16 protein-coding genes are annotated in these 21,181 nt (G+C 62.3%); 12 read left to right on the top strand and 4 right to left on the bottom strand.

Annotation, left to right across the window (positions count from 1 at the left end; all coding sequences use genetic code 11):
- Positions 1–3 precede the first annotated feature (3 nt).
- From O0881_RS05810 to O0881_RS05755, 12 genes are all read left to right on the top strand, one after another.
- A complete protein-coding gene (locus O0881_RS05810; protein WP_289910556.1) occupies positions 4–3,273 on the top strand; it encodes a hypothetical protein in 3,270 nt (1,089 codons plus the stop codon).
- Positions 3,270–4,739 carry a hypothetical protein gene (locus O0881_RS05805; RefSeq protein WP_289910555.1) on the top strand — a complete coding sequence of 490 codons (1,470 nt, stop codon included), beginning with the start codon at positions 3,270–3,272 and terminating at the stop codon, positions 4,737–4,739. Before O0881_RS05810 ends, O0881_RS05805 begins: the two co-directional genes overlap by 4 nt.
- The gene (locus O0881_RS05800; protein WP_289910554.1) at positions 4,736–5,767 is read left to right on the top strand and encodes a hypothetical protein; all 1,032 of its coding nucleotides are present in this window, start codon (positions 4,736–4,738) and stop codon (positions 5,765–5,767) included. Before O0881_RS05805 ends, O0881_RS05800 begins: the two co-directional genes overlap by 4 nt.
- Positions 5,755–6,045, top strand: a complete 291-nt coding sequence (locus tag O0881_RS05795) for a hypothetical protein (RefSeq protein WP_289910553.1) — start codon at positions 5,755–5,757, stop codon at positions 6,043–6,045. The genes O0881_RS05800 and O0881_RS05795 overlap by 13 nt, the downstream gene beginning before the upstream one ends.
- Positions 6,042–6,803 (top strand): hypothetical protein, encoded by a 762-nt coding sequence (locus O0881_RS05790; protein WP_289910552.1) that lies wholly within the window; start codon positions 6,042–6,044, stop codon positions 6,801–6,803. The genes O0881_RS05795 and O0881_RS05790 overlap by 4 nt, the downstream gene beginning before the upstream one ends.
- 7 nt (positions 6,804–6,810) lie before the next feature.
- Complete coding sequence (locus O0881_RS05785; RefSeq protein WP_289910551.1) at positions 6,811–7,641, top strand: hypothetical protein; 831 nt, start codon at positions 6,811–6,813, stop codon at positions 7,639–7,641.
- Positions 7,641–9,491, top strand: coding sequence for a hypothetical protein (locus O0881_RS05780; protein ID WP_289910550.1), 1,851 nt, complete (start codon positions 7,641–7,643; stop codon positions 9,489–9,491). Before O0881_RS05785 ends, O0881_RS05780 begins: the two co-directional genes overlap by 1 nt.
- 67 nt (positions 9,492–9,558) lie before the next feature.
- The gene (locus O0881_RS05775) at positions 9,559–9,987 is read left to right on the top strand and encodes a hypothetical protein (RefSeq protein WP_289910549.1); all 429 of its coding nucleotides are present in this window, start codon (positions 9,559–9,561) and stop codon (positions 9,985–9,987) included.
- Between the two features lie 14 nt (positions 9,988–10,001).
- On the top strand, positions 10,002–10,499 hold the full coding sequence (locus O0881_RS05770; RefSeq protein ID WP_289910548.1) for a glycoside hydrolase family 19 protein: 498 nt from the start codon (positions 10,002–10,004) through the stop codon (positions 10,497–10,499).
- The gene (locus O0881_RS05765; protein ID WP_289910547.1) at positions 10,496–10,822 is read left to right on the top strand and encodes a hypothetical protein; all 327 of its coding nucleotides are present in this window, start codon (positions 10,496–10,498) and stop codon (positions 10,820–10,822) included. Before O0881_RS05770 ends, O0881_RS05765 begins: the two co-directional genes overlap by 4 nt.
- An 83-nt stretch (positions 10,823–10,905) precedes the next feature.
- Complete coding sequence (locus O0881_RS05760) at positions 10,906–11,130, top strand: hypothetical protein (protein ID WP_289910546.1); 225 nt, start codon at positions 10,906–10,908, stop codon at positions 11,128–11,130.
- Positions 11,131–11,754: 624 nt separating this feature from the next.
- Positions 11,755–13,254: a nucleobase:cation symporter-2 family protein gene (locus O0881_RS05755; RefSeq protein ID WP_289910545.1), complete on the top strand. Its 1,500-nt coding sequence runs from the start codon at positions 11,755–11,757 to the stop codon at positions 13,252–13,254.
- 42 nt (positions 13,255–13,296) lie between these two features.
- Here O0881_RS05755 and O0881_RS05750 read toward each other — a convergent pair whose 3' ends face one another.
- The 4 genes from O0881_RS05750 to O0881_RS05735 all read right to left on the bottom strand — a co-directional run bounded on the left by O0881_RS05750 (position 13,297) and on the right by O0881_RS05735 (position 21,178).
- A complete protein-coding gene (locus O0881_RS05750) occupies positions 13,297–18,339 on the bottom strand; it encodes a diguanylate cyclase (RefSeq protein ID WP_289910544.1) in 5,043 nt (1,680 codons plus the stop codon).
- A 325-nt stretch (positions 18,340–18,664) separates the two neighbouring features.
- Entirely contained in the window at positions 18,665–19,276 is a 612-nt protein-coding gene (locus O0881_RS05745) for a hypothetical protein (RefSeq protein WP_289910543.1), read from the bottom strand.
- A gap of 767 nt (positions 19,277–20,043) precedes the next feature.
- The gene (locus O0881_RS05740; RefSeq protein WP_289910542.1) at positions 20,044–20,445 is read right to left on the bottom strand and encodes a hypothetical protein; all 402 of its coding nucleotides are present in this window, start codon (positions 20,443–20,445) and stop codon (positions 20,044–20,046) included.
- Between the two features lie 124 nt (positions 20,446–20,569).
- A complete protein-coding gene (locus O0881_RS05735) occupies positions 20,570–21,178 on the bottom strand; it encodes a hypothetical protein (protein WP_289910541.1) in 609 nt (202 codons plus the stop codon).
- Positions 21,179–21,181 lie beyond the last annotated feature (3 nt).

Below are 21,181 nucleotides of genomic sequence, written 5' to 3'. Positions count from 1 at the left end.
GAATTGAAACTTGTCATTGACTTGACGAAGGCGACCGACACCGCGCAGGTACTGAAAGCAATCAGCGAGGCCAGCCTGGCTGCGGCCGAGGGCATGAAGGCGAGCAATACGGAGGCGGAATCGTCGGCGCTGTTGCTGCGCGCCCTGGCGGAGCAGGCACGCGATGCCACCGCCGCCTCGAATGCCCTGGGGACATGGAATGCCGGCGAGGCGAAGTCGCTGGCCGATGCCTTCAAGGTGGTCAATGGCCTTGGCAATGCCTATACGCGGCTGGCGGCTTTCCGTGCCGCGGGGAGCGCCGCCACCGCCGGCGCAGGCGCCAAATATGGCGCTTTTGCGATTGAAGAGCAGCGCCAGGACAAGCTGGATACGGCAGGCAAAGAGGCCGCCGATGCCAAGGCAAAGGCAGCACCGGCAACTCCGGCAGCCCCTGCACGCAAATATAGCGAGGCGGAATGGAAGGAGGCGGGTGAATTTGCCAAGACGTTCGGTGAAAAGCTGGAGCACGCGTTTGGCAAGGTCGGTGGCACCATCGGAAAAATGACCACTGCCTTGCTGGGCTTCAGGAAGGCGCAGGACGATATCGATTTTAACTTCGCCAAGGAAGTGAAGGAAGACCCGTCCGAAAAAGGGCAGGAAAAGGCGCAGGAAAACAAGAAAAGGGCCACGGTCAAGCAGTATCACGACATGGCGACTGCCGCGAAAGGCTTTTTCAAAGAGAAGTCGGCCGGCTATGAACTCATGGAAAAGGTGGAAAAAGGCTTCCGTGCCTATGAATTTGCCATGAATGCCAAGTCGCTGTTTGAAAAGCTGACGAATATCAGCCTGGTGACGACGGCGAAAACAGCAGCGACGACTGCGGAAGTTACAAGTACTGCTGCATCTGTCGCTCCGGTGGCTGCCGCGGAAGCGGCCAAGTCCAGCGCCTACGGAACGTCGGCCCTTGCCGCTTCGCTGGCTGCGCCATTTCCAGCCAATATCGGCGCATTCGCCATGGTGGCTGGCATGCTGATGGCCATCGGCGTCGCCGTTTCCGGCGGCGGTGGTGGCGATACCACTGCCAAGGACAGGCAGGCGGCAACCGGCACGGGCACGGTATTGGGAGACAGCAGCGCAAAGAGTAATTCGATCGCGAATTCGCTGGAAATCATGGAGAAAAACTCTGGACTCGGGCTCGCGTACTCCGCCTCGATGGCTTACTCGCTGCGCCAGGTGGTGGCGGGCATAGGTGGCTTGGGTGGACTGTTGGTGCGCAATTCCGGCGTGACGGGCGCCATGGCGCCGGATACCAAGGGCAGTGCGGCGACGTTTGGCTCTTCCGCACTTGGCGTTGCCATCACGGGCGGCGTCATTGGCCTGACACTCGATAAGCTGACAGGTGGGCTGGTAGGAAAAATCACGGGCGGCATCCTTGGCTCTATCTTCGGCGGTAAAACGACGACGATCGACACGGGCCTGATGTTGAACAAGACTACGCTGGACAGCATTCAGGCGGGAGGCGTATCGGCCAGTCAGTACACGGATACCAAGACGTCGGGTGGCTGGTTTTCCCGTGACAAGAAACGTACGGCATTGAATGGCCTCGACCGCGAAGCGAACGATCAATTCAGCAAAGTCATTCTCGGCCTGTCCGACACCGTCAAGGCGGCGGCCGGCATGCTGGGAATGGGCGGTGATGCATTCAACGCACGGTTGAAGTCCTTCGTGGTCGATCTGGGCAAGATCTCGCTGAAAGACCTGAAGGGTGACGAGATTCAGAAAGCGCTGGAAGCCGCATTCTCCAAGCTGGGCGACGATATGGCCAAGTTTGGTGTGGGTGGCCTGGAACAGTACCAGAAGGTTGGCGAGGGTTATCTGGAAACCTTGGCGCGCGTTGCGAATGACTACATGCAAGTGACGGATGTGCTGGCCGTACTGGGCAAGTCGTTCAATACGACAGGCCTGGGCGCCGTGAAGTTGAGCGAACATCTGATCGACGCGGCTGGTGGAATCGACAAACTGACAAGTGGTACGGGTTTTTTCGTGGAAAACTTCCTGACCGAGGCGGAACGTCTGGCGCCGATTACCAGGTCGGTCAATGAAGCCATGGGCAAACTGGGCCTGGCTGGAGTGACGACGATGGATGGCTTCAAGGCTGCCGTCCTGTCGGCTGCCGATGGCGTGGCAACGGGCCAGGATGGAGCTGCGGAGCTGTACGCATCCCTGTTGGCCCTTGCCGAGCCGTTCAAGACCGCTGCCGACTATGCCGCCGACCTCAGCGCCGCCACGGGCGAGCTGGCCGCAGTGAGCAAGACGGCCAGCGACATCGCCAGCGAACGGCGCGACTTGCAACAGCAGTTGAACCAGCTGACGCAAAGCGAAGCGCAGTTGCTGGCTGCCCAGCGCGCCAGCGTCGCTGAAGCGAATCGGGGGCTGTTCGACCAGATCCAGGCCGTCAAGGCGGTAACCAGCGCGAAGGATGCGCTGGCCAAGGCCTACGAGACGGAATCGGCGGCGGCCAAGTCGGCACTGGAGAAGTCGAAATCGTGGGTGACGACCTTGAACGGGCTCAATGCCAGCATGGCGTTGGGGGCCCAGTCGACGCTGACGCCGGAGCAGAAGTATGCGGAAGCACGGGCCCAGTTCGAGAAAACCCTGGCGGCTGCGAATGCGGGTGATTCGACGGCGCAATCGGGTTTGTCCGCCGCCGAACAGGCGTTTTTGACGGCATCGCAGGTGGTCAACGCCTCCGATGCCCGTTATGCGGCGGATTATGCCCGCGTGGTGGAAGCGAACAAGGAAGCGTTGAAATGGGCTGCCGAACAGGTCGATGTGCAGCAGGCCAGCCTCGATGCGCTCAATGCCCAGGTATCGGGATTGATCAAGATCAATGACAGCGTGCTGACGGTGGCGCAAGCCATTGCCGGTTTGCGGGCAGCGATGGGCGGTGCGGCAGATCTTGGCGTCCAGTTCAGCAATCCACCCGTGATCGCTGCACTGGCGGCGATGACAACCCCGGTCGCGGCGGCAGTCTTCGACCCCGTGCGCTACTCGTCGGCCGCGAACGTCGGTTCCGATGTTCTCGTCGCCGAAATCCGTGGCCTGCGCGAAGACAACCAGGCCATGCGAGCCGAATTGGAAGGCTTGCGCGCCGACCAGCGGGCGCAGACGGGCGCCACCATCCAGGCCACCTTTGAATCGAACGCCAATGCCGCCAGGACGGTGGTCGATGGCGTGGACAAATCGTCCCGGGCATCCGCCTGGGCCAATGCAGTGAAAGGAGAATACGCATGACCGATGCGCAATTTCAGGATTGGCTGCAAAGCCCGTCGGCCATCCGCATGGTGCTGATCGAGGCGCAAGTGAATGTGGATGGCAGCGAGGTGACGCGGTATATCTCTTCCCGACCCTACATCACCGGGCCGGTTGAGGTGCCGGCGAATACCGCGTACCAGCCGCTGGCCAAGGGTGGCCTGGCCTTCACGGAACAGGTCAGCCTGTCCGGCGAGGCGGGGCTGTCGGGCGGCGATATCGAACTCGATAACGCCGATGGCGCGCTCGATGGCTGGCTGGACGACGTCTGGATGAACCGGCCGATCAAGGCCTGGGCCGGCGATGCATCGTGGCCGCGCGCCGCCTTCCAGCTGGTCTTCGACGGCATCATCGCCGACGTGGCCAGTGCGGGGCGCGAGTCGGTCAACCTGGTACTGCGCGACAAGCTGCAGCGCCTGAATACGCCGATCTCCGAGGCGAAGCTGGGAGGCACGACGCCGAACAAGGACGCCATCCTGCCGATACCGTTTGGCGAGTGCCACAACGTGGCGCCCTTGCTGACCAATCCGGCCACCCTGGAGTACGGTTTTCTTGGCGCGGTCGAATCGACGTTCGAGGTGCGCACCAACGGCAAGCCGATCGCCGTGGCCTTGAATGACCAGGCGGGACGCTTCAACCTGACCACGGATCCGTTTTCCACCACGATCACGGCCAGCGTGCAGGGCGACAAGGGCGGCGGCTATGCGCCGCGCATCGCCCCGCTGGTGCAGCGCATCGCCACCGCCTACGGCAAGGCGGCCGACCGTTTTACCCCGGACGACCTGGACCTGGACAACCTGGCCGCCTTCGACGCGGCCCATCCGCAGCCGGTGGGCTTGTATGTTGCGGACCGCACGAACCAGGCGCAAGCCATCCAGCAACTGGCGGCCAGCGTGGGCGCCCAGGCGATCATGTCGCGCACCGGCCAGCTGCGCCTGGTGCAGATCGCGCTGCCGGCCGCCGGCGTGCCGGTGGAAATCGGTCCGGAACAGATGCGCGAGCGCTCACTGCGTCCCGCGCAGCGTGTGCCCGTGACGGCCGCCGTGAAGATCGGCTTCGACCGCAACTACACGCTGCAGGCGGGTCTGACGACCAGCATTCCGCCCGCGCATGCGGATTTGTACGCCACGGAATGGCTGACGGAGACGGCCGTCGACGCGGCGGTGCGCACCCGTTACCGACTGAGCGACGATCCGGTGCAGATCGATACGTGCCTGAAGACGCGGGCCGACGCCCGTGCGGAAGCGCAGCGGCGCCTGGCCTTGAACAAGGTGCCACGCACCATTTACGAATTCGATGGAGAACCCGAGATGATGATGCTGGAACTGGGGCAGCCCGTACAACTGCGCGCTGAACGCTTTGGCTTGCAGGATGGCATACCGGGCGTGGTGGTGCTGCTGTCGCGCTTCTGGCTGACGGGCAGAGTGACGGTGGGGGTGCTGGCATGAGCGCGATTGTGGGGGAACGCGACAGGCTGATCATGAATACCGTGCCGCGCTTCGCGCCGGCCAACGATCGCGTGCTGCTGCTGGCTGCTACGGCACAGGCGTTCAAGGTGGCGGCCACGACAATTGCCGCTCCTGCCAGCATCGATTTCACGGCGGGCCTGGTGAACATGCAGGGTCAGGTGACATTCACCACCAGCAACGCCAGCGTGCTGACGCGCGTCGGCAATGTTGCCAGCATGGCGTATGCCGGTATGGTGGGCGACAGCGTGACGGTCACGGCGACCATCGTGGTCGACGGCCTGACCTACACGGCCAGCCAGACGGTGAGCAAGATCTTCGACGGCGTTACGGGCAATTCGGCGCGCGTCTGCTACAGCAAAACCAGTCTGCTGTCCCTGGGAAGCACGCCGGCGACGCTCAGCACGGAGGGGGCAACATCCTATCCGCCGATTGATACCTGGGGCGCCGGCACCGTGTGGGAGGGTTCGCCGCCGCTGTTTGGCGCCGGCGAATCGCTGTACCGTTCGGATGGCATTTTTAATCCGGCCAGCGGCACCACCAAGTGGGCAGCACCGTATCTCAACGCACTTAAAGTAGGTCAGTTGAGTGCAATCAGCGCTGATCTTGGCAAGGTCACGGCGGGCGATATCTACAGCGCGACGCTGCACGGCGGTAATGGTTATCCCACCAGTGCCTATGCATGGCCAAGCAATGGCGGTAGCGGTTTTCATCTGAGCGACAAAGGATTGCTTATTGGCAATATTAATGTGCCAGGTGGTTTTTTTCAGCTGTCGAGTACGGGCTATTTTGAGATGCCAGGACTTACCGTGACGCCTGGATCTGCGGTAGCTCCCCCGGTTGCAAAGTTCTCCGGCGTACTGTCGGGCGTTGTCGGCTCCTTTCAGTTGATCCAGAGTCCCAATCGCGTTGCCGGTAACAATGAAGGGTACGACCAGACAGGAACTGGGCTGTATTTTTACAACTCCGATGGCAGCATCGCCATGGCTTGTGGGAAGTGGCCGCGATGATCGGCCTTTGGACCTTTAAAACCGACGGCACGCCGGTCATCACCCCCACTGTTGCTGGCGGTGTCTTCCTGGGCATGCACGAGCAAAAGGTCGGCGATCCGCTGGTACGGACCTTCTACGGCGCTGCAGGCCTGGCGCTGCGTATCTACCAAGTACACGGCGGCAGCTTTACCTGGGTTGTTGGTCAGGACGGCGCTGGTAACCCCCAGCTTATTTTTACCGTTCAACCCGCAACTTTTAACGGCGGTCCCATTCTTTTATTGGTATTTGCCGTATGAGCCTCTTTTTCAACACGGATGCTGGCCATCGCTTGATCGACAACGTCAATCTGGTGCCCGAGTTTATCGGCAAGGTGACACTTAATCCGACGCCCATCATTTCGAATGACGGTGGCGAATCCGGCTTTCTTTCGCATGGGTATAGCGGTGTCTTACCGGCAACGAACGGTCGGGGATTCATGGTCTTCTGGACGCTGCCAGTCTCCGACGAAAATATCTGGTGGTGGCCGCAGAATCAGTATGGCTTTGCGGGAGTTACCTATGTCCACACGGGAGTTCATGCATTCTTTCCCCCCTCCGTTGCGTTGCCGCCCGTTCTTCCCGAGGCGTATGTATTCTCATTGAGCCCAGTCGAGATATCAACTGCCCGGATGGCTACTCGCCTGTGGGATACCTCCGGGCGCTTGCTATTCGACAGCGGAAAGGTGCATTTGGCGATACAGCAAATTGCGGCAGGAATCAACGTCAGCAGCACAGAATCAAGCCTGGCACTGCCATCGTTGCCGAGGAAGCCCGCTTTTCTAGTGCCGTCAATTATGCGTAACAGGGAGTCCTACAGTACTAGAGGCTCGTCTGCGCGCTTCACCGAGTGGCTTGCCTGTTATCGGCGAACTGACGGGAACGTCAAAGCGAGAATGGTCGAGACGAGTAATTCCAATGTTCCACCTAGAAACACCCATGGTTATTTTGAAGACCAGACCTACGGCAATACCAGCGGCCTGGTGTTGCCGGTCATAGATGCTTCACTTTACGAATAGGATTGACATGACCAACCTCCGCATCATCTACGACAACGCCGGCGACCGGGCTGTGCTGACCGCATCGAGCCAGGCCGACGCGCTGGGGCCGGCCAATCTGCAGCGCGAAGGCAAGTTTTCCGTGCTGCGCTCGCTCGGCCTGGCCCTAACCATCACCGCTACCTGGCCCACGCCCGAGATTATTGGGTGCGTGGCCCTGCCATTTTGCAACCTGACGCCGACGGCGACGATCCGTGTACGCGGCTACGTCGAGCCAGGTGACGCCGTGCCTGATTTCGATACGGGCATCGTATCGGCATGCGAATACGCTGTGCTGGGTATGTGGGATTGGGGCGCGCTGCCGCTCGGTGTGAACGCCTTCAGCTACGGCGGCGGCACGTATGCGCGCTGCTGGCTGCCGATGGTCAGCGTTAAGAAACTGGTGATCGAGCTTGCTGATCCGGACAATCCGGCAGGCTATATCGAGGCGGCGCGCTTGGTGGCCGGCCCCTACTGGAGCCCGGAGCAGAACGCGTCATATGGTGCCGGTGTCACGTCGGTCGACACCAGCACCCACAACCGGGACGGCGCTGGCGGCCAGACTGTGGCGCGCGGCGCACTGTACCGCAAGTTGTCTTTGGCGCTCGACCATATGACGCCATTGGACCGGGCCGAGGTGTGGCGCATCGTGCGCGGTAACGGCTTGTCGCGCCCGCTGCTGGTCAGTCTCTATCCAGAGAGCGACGACGGCGAGCTCGAGCAGGCGCATCAGGTGTATGGTCGCATTGCCAGCAATTCCGCCATCACCACACCGTATTACCTGGCATATGCCACTAACATCGAAATCGAGGAAATGTAATGGGTGACTTTTTCTACTATGGCCAGAAGGATACGATCCAGCGCCTGAATGAGCTGGCCGGGCGCGGCGCCGTGGTGGCGTCGTATGCTGCAGCAGTGGGGCGGTCGCCACTGGGCGGGCCGAATGGCTATATGAGTCCGGCGTGGCTTGATCCGGGCATCCCAATTGCAACGGCCTTTCCTGTGGCGGTGGGCATAACCAATAAGTACGGTTATAGCTACGTTGGCCAAAATCCCCCGACGGGTATCTGGTATCGGATCGCTACATTTGCAGCTGACGGCGGCAGCAATGCACAGCACCTGCGAATTGATGGTGTAGTCAACAGCGATTGGGCTGCAAGCGCCAGTACCCCGTTCGTCCTCATGCTGGGTGTGCGGAACGGCTTTTATTACGATGCGACGTTTAATGGCGCCGTTTCGATAAACGCGCGAATACAGGTTTTTCAGCAAGTGAACGGAACTTTTGAGGTGTACTTGCATTTCCGAGCCGGGACGTTTGGTTCGGCATCATTTAGTCTGCTGGGCTATACCACTACGACATACGCACAGCCAGTATCAGTGACAGCAACTCCTGCTGGAGCAGTTGTCTATGACTCAGGAAATGCTGCTGTATATCCACCGCGCATGCGCGGTATATCCAATTCAGGCACGTACGCAGGCCTGCACAGTGCAGTACAGGTCAACAACGGGTTATTCTTCGGGGATTGGACTACGGGGGGCGGGTATATTAGACCCTGCTCTGCAGGGGCGGCAGCGGGCGTAGTAAATGACGTACTTTCACTGGGTGTAGGCGGGCTTGCCGGCAGCTACTCGACTGGACAGTTTGTCTGGTATGTTTCAGGCGGTGCAAACTCCCTGGCTGGGAAGGAGGGGTTCCGTCTTATTCTCCGGGCATATGACAAAAATTCCAATACAACTTCCGCAGATTTGGCGAGATTTCAGGGCAATGGCCAAGTGTATGTGCCCTTGCTGAAAGCAGGCAGCACCAATACTGGCCTTCAGCATAGCATCAGTCGCGGCGCTGCCGAGGGCGATCCGATTTTGTACGTTGGCACCGATGCCGCCGCCTATCCCTCTGTATGGGTGGTTGCGTCGAATGGCCAGGCGGGATGGTCGTTTTCGCCCGCAGTATTGACTGTTGGAAAGAACAGTACGACAAGCCGTAGTATTAATGTCACCGGCACGGTGAACACAAATGGCAATGATTATGCCGAGTATATTTTCAAAAGCTCGATGTGCGGCATCGTAGCTCCTGGCCAGATTGTCGGTATCACCGCGGAGAATAAGGTCACCGACATGTGGGCCGACGCCGTGATGTTTTCGATCAAATCAACGGCCCCGTCGTTCGTGGGCGGTGATACCTGGGGCCATGAGGTTGGGCCGCGCCCGTCGGCCCAGGCCGGGGTAGCGCCGACCCGGCCCGTGCGCCGTGCAGATGTAGTCACGTCGCAGGCAGTTCCAGGTATTGAGCCACCGGAATTCGAGGACGTCATAGCCGAACCCGGCGACACCGATGACGAGTGGGCAGCAAAGCAGGCCATCTACGCCGCCGCACTGGCCGCCCACAACACCGCCGTGCTGCAGGATGCCGAAGCCATGGCCGCCTTCGACGCGGCGCTGGAAGTCGAGCGCCAGAAGGTCGACCGCATCGCCATCGCCGGCCGCGTGCCGGTCAACGTACTGGGTACCCAGCCTGGTGATTACATCGTGCCGGTGCAGGACGGCGCCGGCATCAAGGGCATCGCCGTGCATGAGGACGATCTCAGCATGAAGCAGTACCTCCATGCAGTCGGCCGCGTGATCTCGGCCGAGCCCGATGGCAGGGCTTACGTGATGGTCAAGGCCGTGTAGCAAATCAGTTGTCCACCTTAAACCCGCTTCGGCGGGTTTTTTCATTTCCACCACCTGAAAGGCAATCATGGCCCTCGAAACCACCGCCGCCGGCGGCGCATTGATCAAACTGTTTGGCGTGCCCGTGCTGGCCGGCGCCGCCGCCACGTCGCTGGGCTTCATGTTCATGTGGCCCCAGTCCACCAAGGAGGCATTCATTCGTTTTTGTTCCAGCATCATCATTTCCACCTTTCTCGGCCCCGTGCTCGTGGCCGCCGTGCTGTCGTGGTGGCCCAGCCTGTTTGACAGCGCGAAGACCGTGGCGGGGCTGTATGGCGGCGATCCGGCAACGGGTTTTTTGTTCATCGCCGCGCCGCTGATGGTGGCGGCCGGCTTGCCAGCCTGGTGGGTGCTGGGCGCCTGCGTGCGCTGGTTCGACAAGCGGCGTGGCAAGGATATCGGCGAACTGGTGGCCGATGCCGCCGCGACCGTCAAGGATGTGCGGGGCATGTTGTGACAGGCGCCCAATTGATGCAGATCATGCCGTTGGCCGGCCGCCGCGCTATGCTGTTCCTGGCGCCCTTGAATGCGGCGATGGCCGAATTCGGTATTGATACGCCGCTGCGTCAGGCAGCGTTCCTGGCACAGGTGGGCCACGAATCGGGACAGCTGCGCTATGTGCGCGAGCTGGCCAGCGGCGCGGCTTATGAGGGGAGGGCGGATCTGGGCAATGTGATTGCCGGCGACGGCGTGCGCTTCAAGGGGCGCGGCTTGCTGCAGGTGACGGGGCGCGCCAATTATGCGGCATGCGGCGTGTCGCTGGGCCTGGACTTGCTGGCGGCGCCGCAGTTGCTGGAGCAAACGATGTTCGCGTGTCGCTCGGCGGGCTGGTTCTGGCAATCGCGCGGCTTGAACCGCCTGGCCGACGCGGGCGACCAGGAAAGGGTGACGCGCCGCATCAACGGCGGCGTGAACGGCTTGGCCGAACGCTTGGCCATGTACGCGGCAGCGCGCAAGGTGCTGGCATGAAGCCGTCGTTGAGCATCCTGGCCATGTTGCTGTTGCTGGGGGCAGCCGTGTTTTGCGCGCAGCGCTGGGGACGCGAAGCCGGTCGCGCCGCGTGCGCGGCGCAAGTGCAGGAGGTGCAGGGCCTGTTGGGGCGCCAGACCCAGGCGCTGAATGCGATGCGGGAAGAGGGCGCACGCCGGTCGGCGCGGGTGCGGCAGGCGCTGGCCACGGCGCAGGCCGGGCAGGCAGACGCCCAAGCTGCAGCGGCGCGCATCCTGGCGCTGCAGCCCGAAGGTGACGCCTGCCGTGCCGCAGAGGCGCTGATCGCCAGCGAAATGCCATGAGGCCGCCGCGTGCGAGTGCGGGGTGGCGGGCCGGGAGGACGGCAGGGTGGTGGTGTGCCAGGTGCGCCGCCGCGGTGTTGCTGATGAGTTTCTTGACCGGTTGTGCGGCATGGGTGCCGGCATCGAAGGGGGAAACTTGGCCGGTCAGCGTGCCATGCATTGCCACGCGCCCCGCCGCTCCCGTCTTGCCGGCGGTGCCATCCCACGGCATCTTCGAGCAAGTGCAAGCCTTGCTGGCGCGCGAGCAATTGCGTGCCGCCCATGTGCGCCAGCTGGAAACGCTGCTTGATGCCTGCTCCGGTGGCTAAGCGCCTATCCTGGCAGGGAGCGTCTTCTGCTGGCAGCGCATCAGGACCGCGGACAAGGTGTTAGGGGGACGCGTGGCGAGCCACGCGACGAAGATCAATGCAGTCTTCGCTTCCGAGAGGCACCAGCAGGGGATGTATGCCTCTACTGGGATAGGCTCTCAGCACCAGTCGCCAGGTTCCAGCTTCAGACTCCAGTTCCCAACTCCAACTCCAACTCCAACTCCAACTCCAACTCCAACTCCAACTCCAACTCCAACTCCAACTCCAACTCCAACTCCAACTCCACCTCCACCTCCACCCATCTGCCATCTGCCAACCTCCATCAGCCATCAGCGACCTGTCAGCCCCGTCGCCTTGTGCCGCCTTCTGGTGCAGGTGCGGGGCGGCATGCGAGAAAACGGTGCATCCACCGTCAAATTGCCTGATCTCTGGCGATTTTCGGCACGATTCCTGTATACAATCGGTGCTGGCACGATGCGTGCATGGCATACCTTGGTCATCCCATCCAAGGAGCTTCGCATGTCTCATCCGCCGCCAGTGTCTTCCTGTCGTCCCGTTTCTCTCTTGCTTTTCCCTTTCACCTGCACCCATCCGGGCCGCGGTAACCCAGGAAATGGAGCGTAAATGGCCACTCCCCGTCTGAAATCCATCCACCGCAGCGTGCCCGGCACGGTGCCTGCCGCGCCATCGCCCGTCGATGAAATCCTGCCGACCGGCAAACTGTTTACGCTGGGCTTGCAGCACGTGCTCGTCATGTATGCGGGCGCTATCGCCGTGCCGCTGATCGTTGGCCGCGCCCTCAAGCTGCCGCCCGAGCAGGTGGCGGCATTGATCAGTGCCGACCTGTTCTGCTGCGGCCTCGTCACCCTGATCCAGTCCCTGGGCATCGGCAAGTACTTCGGCATCCGCCTGCCCGTCATGATGGGCGTGACCTTTGCCGCCGTCAGCCCCATGCTGGCCATGGCGAACACCCCTGCCCTGGGCATCACCGGCATCTTTGGCGCCGTGATCGGCGCAGGCGTCGTTTCCATGCTGATCGCTCCCTTCATCAGCCGCCTGCTGGCCCTGTTTCCACCCGTGGTCACCGGCAGCATCATCGCCGTGATCGGCGTGTCGCTGATGCGCGTGGGCGTGAACTGGGCCATGGGCGGGCCGCCCGCCATGGCGCAAATCGTCGATCCTGCCTTCCTCAAGATGACCGCTGCCGCCACGGCGGCCGGCTTGCCCGCGCCAGCCGGTCCTGTGCCCCTGATCGCCAATCCCGGCTACGGGGCGCTGGATAACATGGGCATCGCCTTCTTCGTGCTGGCCGTCATCTTGCTGGTGGCCAAATATGGCCGCGGTTTCCTGTCGAATATCGCGGTATTGATCGGCATCATCGCCGGCACGGCCCTGTCGTTTGCGCTGGGCAAGGCCGATTTCGCCAAAGTGGCCGGCGCCAAGGCCTTTGCCATCGTCACGCCGTTCCAGTTCGGCATGCCGACCTTCGACGTGGTCGCCATCGTCACCATGAGCCTGGTGATGATCGTCGTCATGATTGAGTCCTTGGGCATGTTTCTGGCGCTGGGAGAGATGACGGACAAGCGCATCACGCAGGATGACATCAGCCGCGGCTTGCGCGTCGATGGCCTGGGCACCCTGATCGGTGGCATCTTCAATACCTTTCCCTACACCTCGTTTTCGCAAAACGTGGGCCTGGTGGGGGTGACGGGCGTGCGCAGCCGCTGGGTCTGCGTGGCGGCCGGCCTCATCCTGCTCGTCATGGGCGTGATTCCGAAGATCGCGCAGACGGCCGAAGCCGTGCCGGCGTTCGTGCTGGGCGGGGCAGGGCTGGTGATGTTCGGCATGGTCGCCGCCACCGGCATCCGCATCCTGGCCGGCGTCGATTACAAGAGCAACCGCAACAACCTGTTCATCGTGGCTCTGGCTATCGGCTTCGGCATGCTGCCGCTGGTGGCGGAACAGTCCGCGCAGCACATGCCGAAGGCCCTGTCACCGCTGCTGCACAGCGGCATCCTGCTGGCCGCCATCGTCGCCGTGCTGCTCAATCTGTTCTTCAACGGCTTGGCATCGCAGGAAAAGGCACGGGAGCAGGCGCGCGAGCACACCCATGGCAGCGAGTGAGGCGCCGCCCCGCGTCGTGAAAAAGGGCGTGGGGCGCATGCGTCAGCCAGGCGGCAGAATCCTCAGCACCACGCAATTGCGCCCCGCATCCTTGGCCTGGTACAGCGCGGCATCGGCCAGCCGCAACAGGGCGTCAGGATCGGCGGCGCCCGGCGCCGACTGGACCGCGATGCCGACGCTGATCGTCACCTGCTGCGCTTCCGTACTCGCGTGGACGATGTCCAGGTCTGCGATGGCGCGCCGCAGCGCTTCGCCGATCTGGCGCGCTTCGTCCGCGCCCGTGTTCGGCAACACGATCGAAAACTCTTCGCCGCCGTAGCGCGCCGTCAGGTCGCCTGCGCGCCGCATGCCGGCCGCCAGCGCCTGCGCGACCCGGATCAGGCATGCGTCACCGGCCTGGTGGCCGTGGCGGTCGTTAAAGAGCTTGAAGTAGTCGACATCGAGCATGACGACGGCAAGCGGCTGGCCGACGCGCGTGGCACGCGCGCATTCGGTGCGCAGCACGTCGTCGAAATGGCGCCGGTTCGACAGCCCCGTCAGGCCGTCGGTGATGGATAGGGTCGCCAGCTTGCGGTTGGCCTCTTCCAGTTGCCCGGTGCGCTCGGCAACGCGCCGTTCCAGGCTGTCATGCAGCCTGGCGCTGGAGATCGAGATCATCGCCTGCGCACCGAGCATGCGCAGGAATGCGACGCGTTCTTCCGTAAACGAGGCGTCGGCCAGCCGGTTCTCGAAGTACAGGATGCCGTCGATCCGGCCGCCGTGCCGGATCGGCAGGCACATGACGGCGCGCGGCAGGTTCAGCTGCACGTACGGGTCGGCGGCAAAGCGAGAACCGCCCGTGATGCAGTCTTCGATCACCTCCGCGCCAGTGCGGATGACGTAGCGCAGCAGCGACAGCGGGAATTGCGGGTCGCTGGCGGCGTTCAGGTCCAGCGGGCGCGCCTGCAGGACGGTGACGCCATCGCCGTCGATATTGGCCTCCAGCTGGTAGCTGCCTTCGGACAGCAGCAGCAGGCGCGCTACCTGCCCGCCGGCGTTTTCGCACACGATGGCAATGAGGCGTGTCAGCACATTGCGCAGGCCGACTTCGTTCGACAGGATTTGTGCCGCCTTCAGCAGCGACACCAGGTCGAGCGCGGAACTGCCGTGCGTGTGGGAGACGGAATGCCGCTGCGTGCCGCGGCCATCCATCCTTGACAGCAGCGCGGCATGGCGCTCCCGCAGCTGCGCCACCTTGCCCTCTGCACCCCACTGGCCGTAGTGCGCGATGGCGTCCCCGATGAAGACGGCTGCCACGCGCGGCTGCCCCTGGTCGCACCAGCATTCGCCGCACAGTTCATTGCCCAGCGCTTGCATGTTGACGTAGCCTGCCAGGCCAGCCGCGTCGATCGCCTGCTGGTAAAGGCGCGTGGCCAGCTGCAGATCGTCCCGGTAGCGTGCCATCTCGGCCATCACCAGCAGGTGCTTGGCCGCGCTATTGTCCGAGCCTTGCCTGGCCCACTCGGCGAGACTCGCTTGCAGCGTGCCGATCACGGCCCGCAGATCGCCCGCATCGGCGCGCGCGGGAGCGCGCTGCAAGGCGCGGATCAGGATCAGCGCGGCATAGAAGCTGCACTCGGCCACCTTGGCCTGGCCGCGCATGATCTGCGTGACGATGCCGAGCTGGCCGGCCAGCTGTTCGGCATCGGCGTTGTCGAACAGGTAGGCGTTGCGGATCTTCCCTTGCAAGAAGTAGGCGCGGTACAGGTGCGAGTCGCCATACCGTGCGAGGAAGCCTGCCTCGCTGAAGGCCGCATCGTCGTAGCTGTCATGGCGCGGCAAGAGGCCCGTCAGGCACTTGATCGGCTGGACCGCGGCGGCGACGCAGCAATCGGCCATCGCCTGCTGGCCATTGGCGCGCATCAGCGCCAGGTCGTGCTCGATGTCGTGCATCAGGTGCGGCAGGTAGTCGCCGAGGATGATCCGGTCGGTGGCGCGCACGGCGGCCACCACGCCGACCTGCACGAAATCGGCGATTTCCAGCGCCCAGCCAAACGCTTCCTCGTACAGGGCGTCGGAGCTGCGCAGCGGCTGCGTCCAGTGGTTGCTGAGCGCGCCGAACATCAGCCCCGTGAGCGTGCGCGTCTGCAGGTTGGTACGGCGCCTGGCCAGCGCCATCGCCATCGCGCCGAAGTGGTAGCCGCGCGCGATGTCGCCGCTGTACAGCGCCAGCATCATCGCGTAGCCGACATACGCGACAGCGCTGAAATCGCTGTTCCCCCGCTGCATGGACAGGCGCGTCATCGACACCACTATCAGCGCGCTGAGATCCTGCTGGCCGGCGTAGTAGCTGGCCATCCACAGGCCCTGCATCATCTGCATCGCGGCCACCGCGTCCGGCTCGCACATGTCGGCGGCCGCCAGCAAGGTCTCGGGCGCATGCGCGCCAGGCTGCCGCCCGATGTCGGCGAGAATGTCGGCGAAGCGCGCCTTCATGTGCGCCACATCGTGCGGAATGTCGATGTCCAGCTGTGCCAGGCCGTCGCGCTGCACGGCGATGGCGTCGAGCAGGCGGCCCTGCAACTGATACTGGTGCGCCTGGATGGCGATGCAGCGTACCTGCTGCAAGGGGCTCAAGGCGCGGGCGCGCACCAGTGGATAGATCGCCTCGGCGGCATCGAACTGGCCACACAGGTAGGCCGCTTCGGCGGCGCCCAGCTGCAGCTCGAGCCAGAGGCCGGCTTGGGCGTTCCATGCGTCCGCCGGCAGCAGCTCGAGACCGATGCGCATGTGCTCCAGGGTGGACTGGAACGCGGCGGAGCGCCGCGCCTTGACGCCGGCCTGGAGATTGAGCGTCGCCAGATGCACGCGCTCGCCCGTCTCGTCGATCAGCGCGCGGCCGGCGTTGAGCTGCTCGACGATGTCGAACAGCGTCTCGTCCTGGCGCTCCGGCGGCGTATGCCGCAGGAGCAGGCGGCCGATGAGAAGATGGTTGGCCGCGCGCGCGCCGGCATCGGCGACCAGGTAGGCTGCCTGCTGCACCCGGTCGTGCAGGAAGCGGTAACTGACGCCGCTGTTGCCCGCGGCGGTGTCGCCATTGACGTATTTGTAGCGTGCGTCGAGCGGCTGGATCAAGCCTGCCCTGAGCGCCGGCCACAGGTCCTGCTGCGTTTGCCGGGGAGCGCGGTCCACTGCCAGGGTGAGCGTGTCGAGCGTGAAGCGGTTGCCGCTGGAGGCGGCCAGTTGCAGCAGGTGCTGCGTCACGCCGGGCAGGCGGCGGATTTTCTCCAGCAGCACCTCGACCACGTTGTCGGCGTATCCGGCCTGTTCTATCGCGGGCAGGTCCCAGTCCCAGCAATCGTCGGCGGGCCGGTAGCGCAGGTGACCCGCCTCGTTGAGCGCGGCGAGGAACTGGTTGAGGAAGAAGGGATTGCCGGCCGTCTTGCGGTAGCAAATGCTGGTCAGTGGCGCGCAGTAAGGCGCCGTCACGCGCACGGTGGCCGAGACCATTTGCGCCACCTGCGGCTCGGTCAGTGCGCTCAGTAACAGCGTCGACAGGCGCACGTCACGGGCGAGCAGCTTGTCGCGCAGCGCGCTGAGCGGATGCGCGGGGCCCACTTCATTATCGCGGTACGCGCCGATGAACAGCATGCAGCTCTTGTCGCAGGAGACCATCAGCAGCTCGATCATCCGCAGCGTGGCCGCATCGGCCCATTGCAGGTCGTCGAGGAACAGCACCAGCGGATGCCCGGCGCAGGCGAAGACTTCGACGAAGCGGGGGAAGAGGCGGTCCAGGCGCAGCTGGGCCTGTGCCGGCGGCGCCGCGGGCAGCGGGTCGCTGGGGCCGACGATCAAGGCCAGTTGGGGAATCAGCTCGACGATCACGCCCACGCCGCTGCCCAGGGCTTCGTGCAGTTTTGCGGACCATTGCCGCAGGGTTTCTTCCGGCTGGTCCAGCAACTGGCGCACCAGCCCCTGGAAGGCCTGGATCAACGAGGCATACGGCACGTCGCGCTGGAGCTGGTCAAATTTGCCGGACAGGAAGCGGCCGCGCCGGGCGATGATGGGCTTTTGCACTTCGTTGACGACCGCCGACTTGCCGATACCCGAATGGCCGGCCACCAGCAGCATCTCGCATGTGCCGGCGGCACTGCGCTCAAACGCCGCCAGCAGCGTGGCGATGGCATCTTCGCGCCCGTGCAACGTTTGTGGCACGAGGAAGCGGCCGTCGTGGTCGGACAGCTTGAGCGCCTGCGCCGGCTTGTTCGCGCGGCAGGCTTCGAGGTCGCTGCGCAAGCCTTGCAGGCTCTGGTAGCGCTGATCGGCATTTTTTTCCAGCAGCCGCTGGATGATCGGCAGCAGCTGGCCAGGCAAGCTGGCCAGCGCCGGGTGCGACCAGTCCGGGCTGCGCGCAATGTGGCAATGCACGAGTTCCATCTCGTCGCCCGTCTCGAACGGCGCCTGGCCGGTCAGCATTTCGTACAAGGTGACGCCGAGCGCATAGAAATCGGCGCGCCAATCGACCCGCCGGTTCATGCGCCCCGTCTGCTCCGGCGCCATGTAGCGCAGCGTGCCTTCCAGGGTCTGGAGATTGACGATGCCATGGCTTTCGCAGGGCAGTTCACAGGCGATGCCGAAATCGATCAGCTGCAGCAGGCGCCGTTCGGCATTCCACACCAGATTGGAAGGATTGACGTCCTTGTGGATCACGCCCTGACGATGGACCTCGTCCAGCGTCGCGCACAGTTGCAGCGCGATGTCGAAAAAATCGTCCAGCGCCAATGCGGGCTGCGACGGAGTACTGCGCCTCGCCACCTGCGCGCGCAACACCTGGTCGAGCGCCAGGCCGCCGGTATCTTCCAGGATCATCGTCCAGCGCCCGCCGTGCAGCTGCAGCGCCAGCGGATGCGCCACGCCCGGATGGCGGCAGCGGCGAGCAATCGCATACTCGCGCTTGAATTGTGCCAGTTGCTGAAAGGAGGGGAACTGCTGATTCGGCATCTTGACGATCAGCGCAGTGCCATCGGCGGCCCGGGCGCGATAAACCCGCGAGCGCGTACCGCTGTGCAGCTGTTTGATGATCTCGTGGTCGAAAAGGGAGCGCATGGGCAGGGCTTAGCGGTACACAGACGGTTGCGGGAGCCTTGAGGCGCACATCTCGGAGTACTAGTTGATTGCTAGTATTATATCAGTAGGGAGTTGCGGGGGAGGGCGCGGGGCGATGGGGGCTGTTGTAAAAACGTCAGCGGGGGGGCACTGAGGGGGAGCGATGAGGGGATGCGGCACCAGCGCAACCTGGAAACTGGATAACGGGCATGATGGCATACCGACGTACGCCATCGGAAAAAGAATGTACAGGCTAATTGGCAGAAGCAAACGGTGCGGCTTCCTTTTTTCATGCGTGTTCTGACTCAGCGTGCTCGCGCCCCGCTTACCGGTAAATAGTCAGGTATTTCGCGGGAATATCGAGCGGGTGGAGCATGCCAGCCAGCGCCAGGTTGATCAGCAGGGCGACCACCAGGCCGACTCCTGCCGGAACGCCGATGGCGAGCCTGCGCACCATTGGCGAGTGCGCTTCGACTTGCCAATATGCGGCACAGCCCAGGTGCGTGAATAGCGCATACACTGCGAAGAAATAATACGGTGCAAAGAACAATTCATATGGCATCAGCACAAAACCGGCTGCGGCATAGTAAAAATTGGTGTCGAGCTTGAGCGCGGCGCGGCCAAACAGGACCGCGCCGACATGAAAAAGCAGGAACAGGGCCAGATAGATCCCTGAGCCGGCCTGCAGCCACGCTACGAACCCGCAGCGTTTTTTCCATCCCCGCAGCACCATCCATATTCCGCTGCCACATTGAAACAGCACGCACGCCAACAACACCGACTCGACGACGGCATGTCGATAGAGTGGCCGTGTCGCCTCCATGAAGGCGATGTGCGCATGGGCGCCGGCAATGGCCATCAGGTGATTGACAAGATGCAGCAATATATAGGCCGCCAGGACGCATGCCGACAGGCGGTGAAATTTACGAATTGACATATGAATCCATGAGTGAGTGTGATTTTCCCTGTGTTGCGCTGGAGCTCCATACCTCATCGAGGGCTACAGATATTGCACCGAAAATTCTCATTTATTAATAAATAGGCAATATCATGCAAGGCGGACATGGCAGCGGTATTCATCAGACTCCCTCGGTTGGCATCAGATGGAGGTAGTATCGTTTGGTTGCTTAAGCAGGTCTTGAACGTTTGCGACACGCTGCAATACAGGCGCTCTTGCGCGCTGGAACAGCCGAAGTAGGCCGCAGCGCACGAATGGTAGGCTGTCGCGTACGTATTTGGACCGGGCCTCCCTTGAGTGTGCTGCGCCGCTAGGCACGGGCCGTGGAATCGCTAGTGGCTGCGACGCGGGAGCGGCGGCGGGGGAATACGTAGCTGTCCGATCTGGCGACCCTTTTAGGCTACGTAGATCAGACTCATCTGAAGGCGAGCGAGGGTCAGATACCGCCTTGCATGGTGCGATGAGCGGTGTTGTATAAAAGCCGGCCGGGCTGCGAAGGTTACGTGCTGGTCTTCCCGGAGCTGGCTGACCAGATGTTCATTGCGCGCTGCGACGATGGTTTCGAGGTCCGACACTGCCACCACGCAGGGCACCGGCAACTGGCGAGATCGATGGGGGCGCGTGCGATGCTTACTTAGTTTACGGGCACGGGCACGGTCAGGGTGATGGCTTGGTCGGACAGGTCGGCGTTCATGCAATGCATGACGCCGAAATTCGCTTATGGATGCACGCGGCAGTGGGGTGATTCAGTTCTTTATCATTTTTATGAAGCTGATCAGGACAATGAAAAAGACAATAAGGCTGATCCAGATAGAGACGTTATTGGTTTTTGTAGCGTTATCTAAAAGTTGATTGGCAGTTTGTGAATTAATCTCCATGGTCTTGTCGATCGACGCTTGGGTAGCTGCATTCAACTCTTGTTCGTAGAGAGTAGAGAATTTTGACCTATCTTCAGACGGCAAAGTTTTGATGAAGTCCTCTATTTCGTCGCTCTGGTCAAGGGCTAGTTGGTGAGTATTCTTCCCAGCAATGGCGGCTGCCTGTAGCGCCTCAAAGTTTTTAACAGCCAGGTTTCTGACAAATGCTCTATCTACAGCGGGAGCCGTACTGTCATCGGCGGATGATGGCATTTCTTTTTCTAAGTTCATACTTTCCTCAGCTTGCTATTGTGAAAAATGATTATGTTTTTCGGCGTCTTGTTTTCCGACCATGCTTCTCCATACCACCTACAGCGACCAGGAGCTTTCATCGTTTCGGAGGGTAGGATAATCTTCATTGAGCGGAATCAAAAAAAAAGACTTCGCCGGTAGCAACTATGCCACGTTGTCTGTCTTTTTTGAAGCAGGCTTCTCCCATCCCCTTTTTTTGCGACCAAATACTCGCGCGTCTGTGGTTTCCATTCGGGTGCGATAAAGGACGCAAAATCATCAGACGGAAATAGGAAGTTGCAATACTGAAGGACAAAGGCCTGATTTTGTGAGGCCATAAAATCGAATCGGTCGACGAGGACGCTAGGTCAGCGGGCGGCGCTTCCTGGATGCGCAGGCGATAGGCGTCATTGTCTTCCATGACGGCGGCCACGGGCGGCATGGCGTTGGGATTGGCCGGGGTGATGACCAGGCGCGCCACGTTGACGTTGGCGCCCAGCTGGTCCAGGTCGCCGTCCAGGGCAAACGCGAGCATGATGGCCTTGCCCGCTTCGTTGACGCAGTCGCGCAGGATGGTTTCCTGATACGCGTTTTCTTCCCGCAGCTTGGTGGCCGGCACCGATTCCAGTTTCAGCAGGGCCGTGACGGCGGCGCGCTCGGCTTCCGGCAGCAGGCTGACCAGGTGCGCTTTGCGCGTGGCGAGGATGGCTTCAAAGTCCAGCACCTCGATCACGCT

It is taken from the genome of Janthinobacterium sp. SUN100 (assembly GCF_030397705.1).
Lineage (GTDB): Bacteria > Pseudomonadota > Gammaproteobacteria > Burkholderiales > Burkholderiaceae_D > Janthinobacterium > Janthinobacterium kumbetense.
This window is presented reverse-complemented; position numbering and strand designations above follow the sequence as displayed.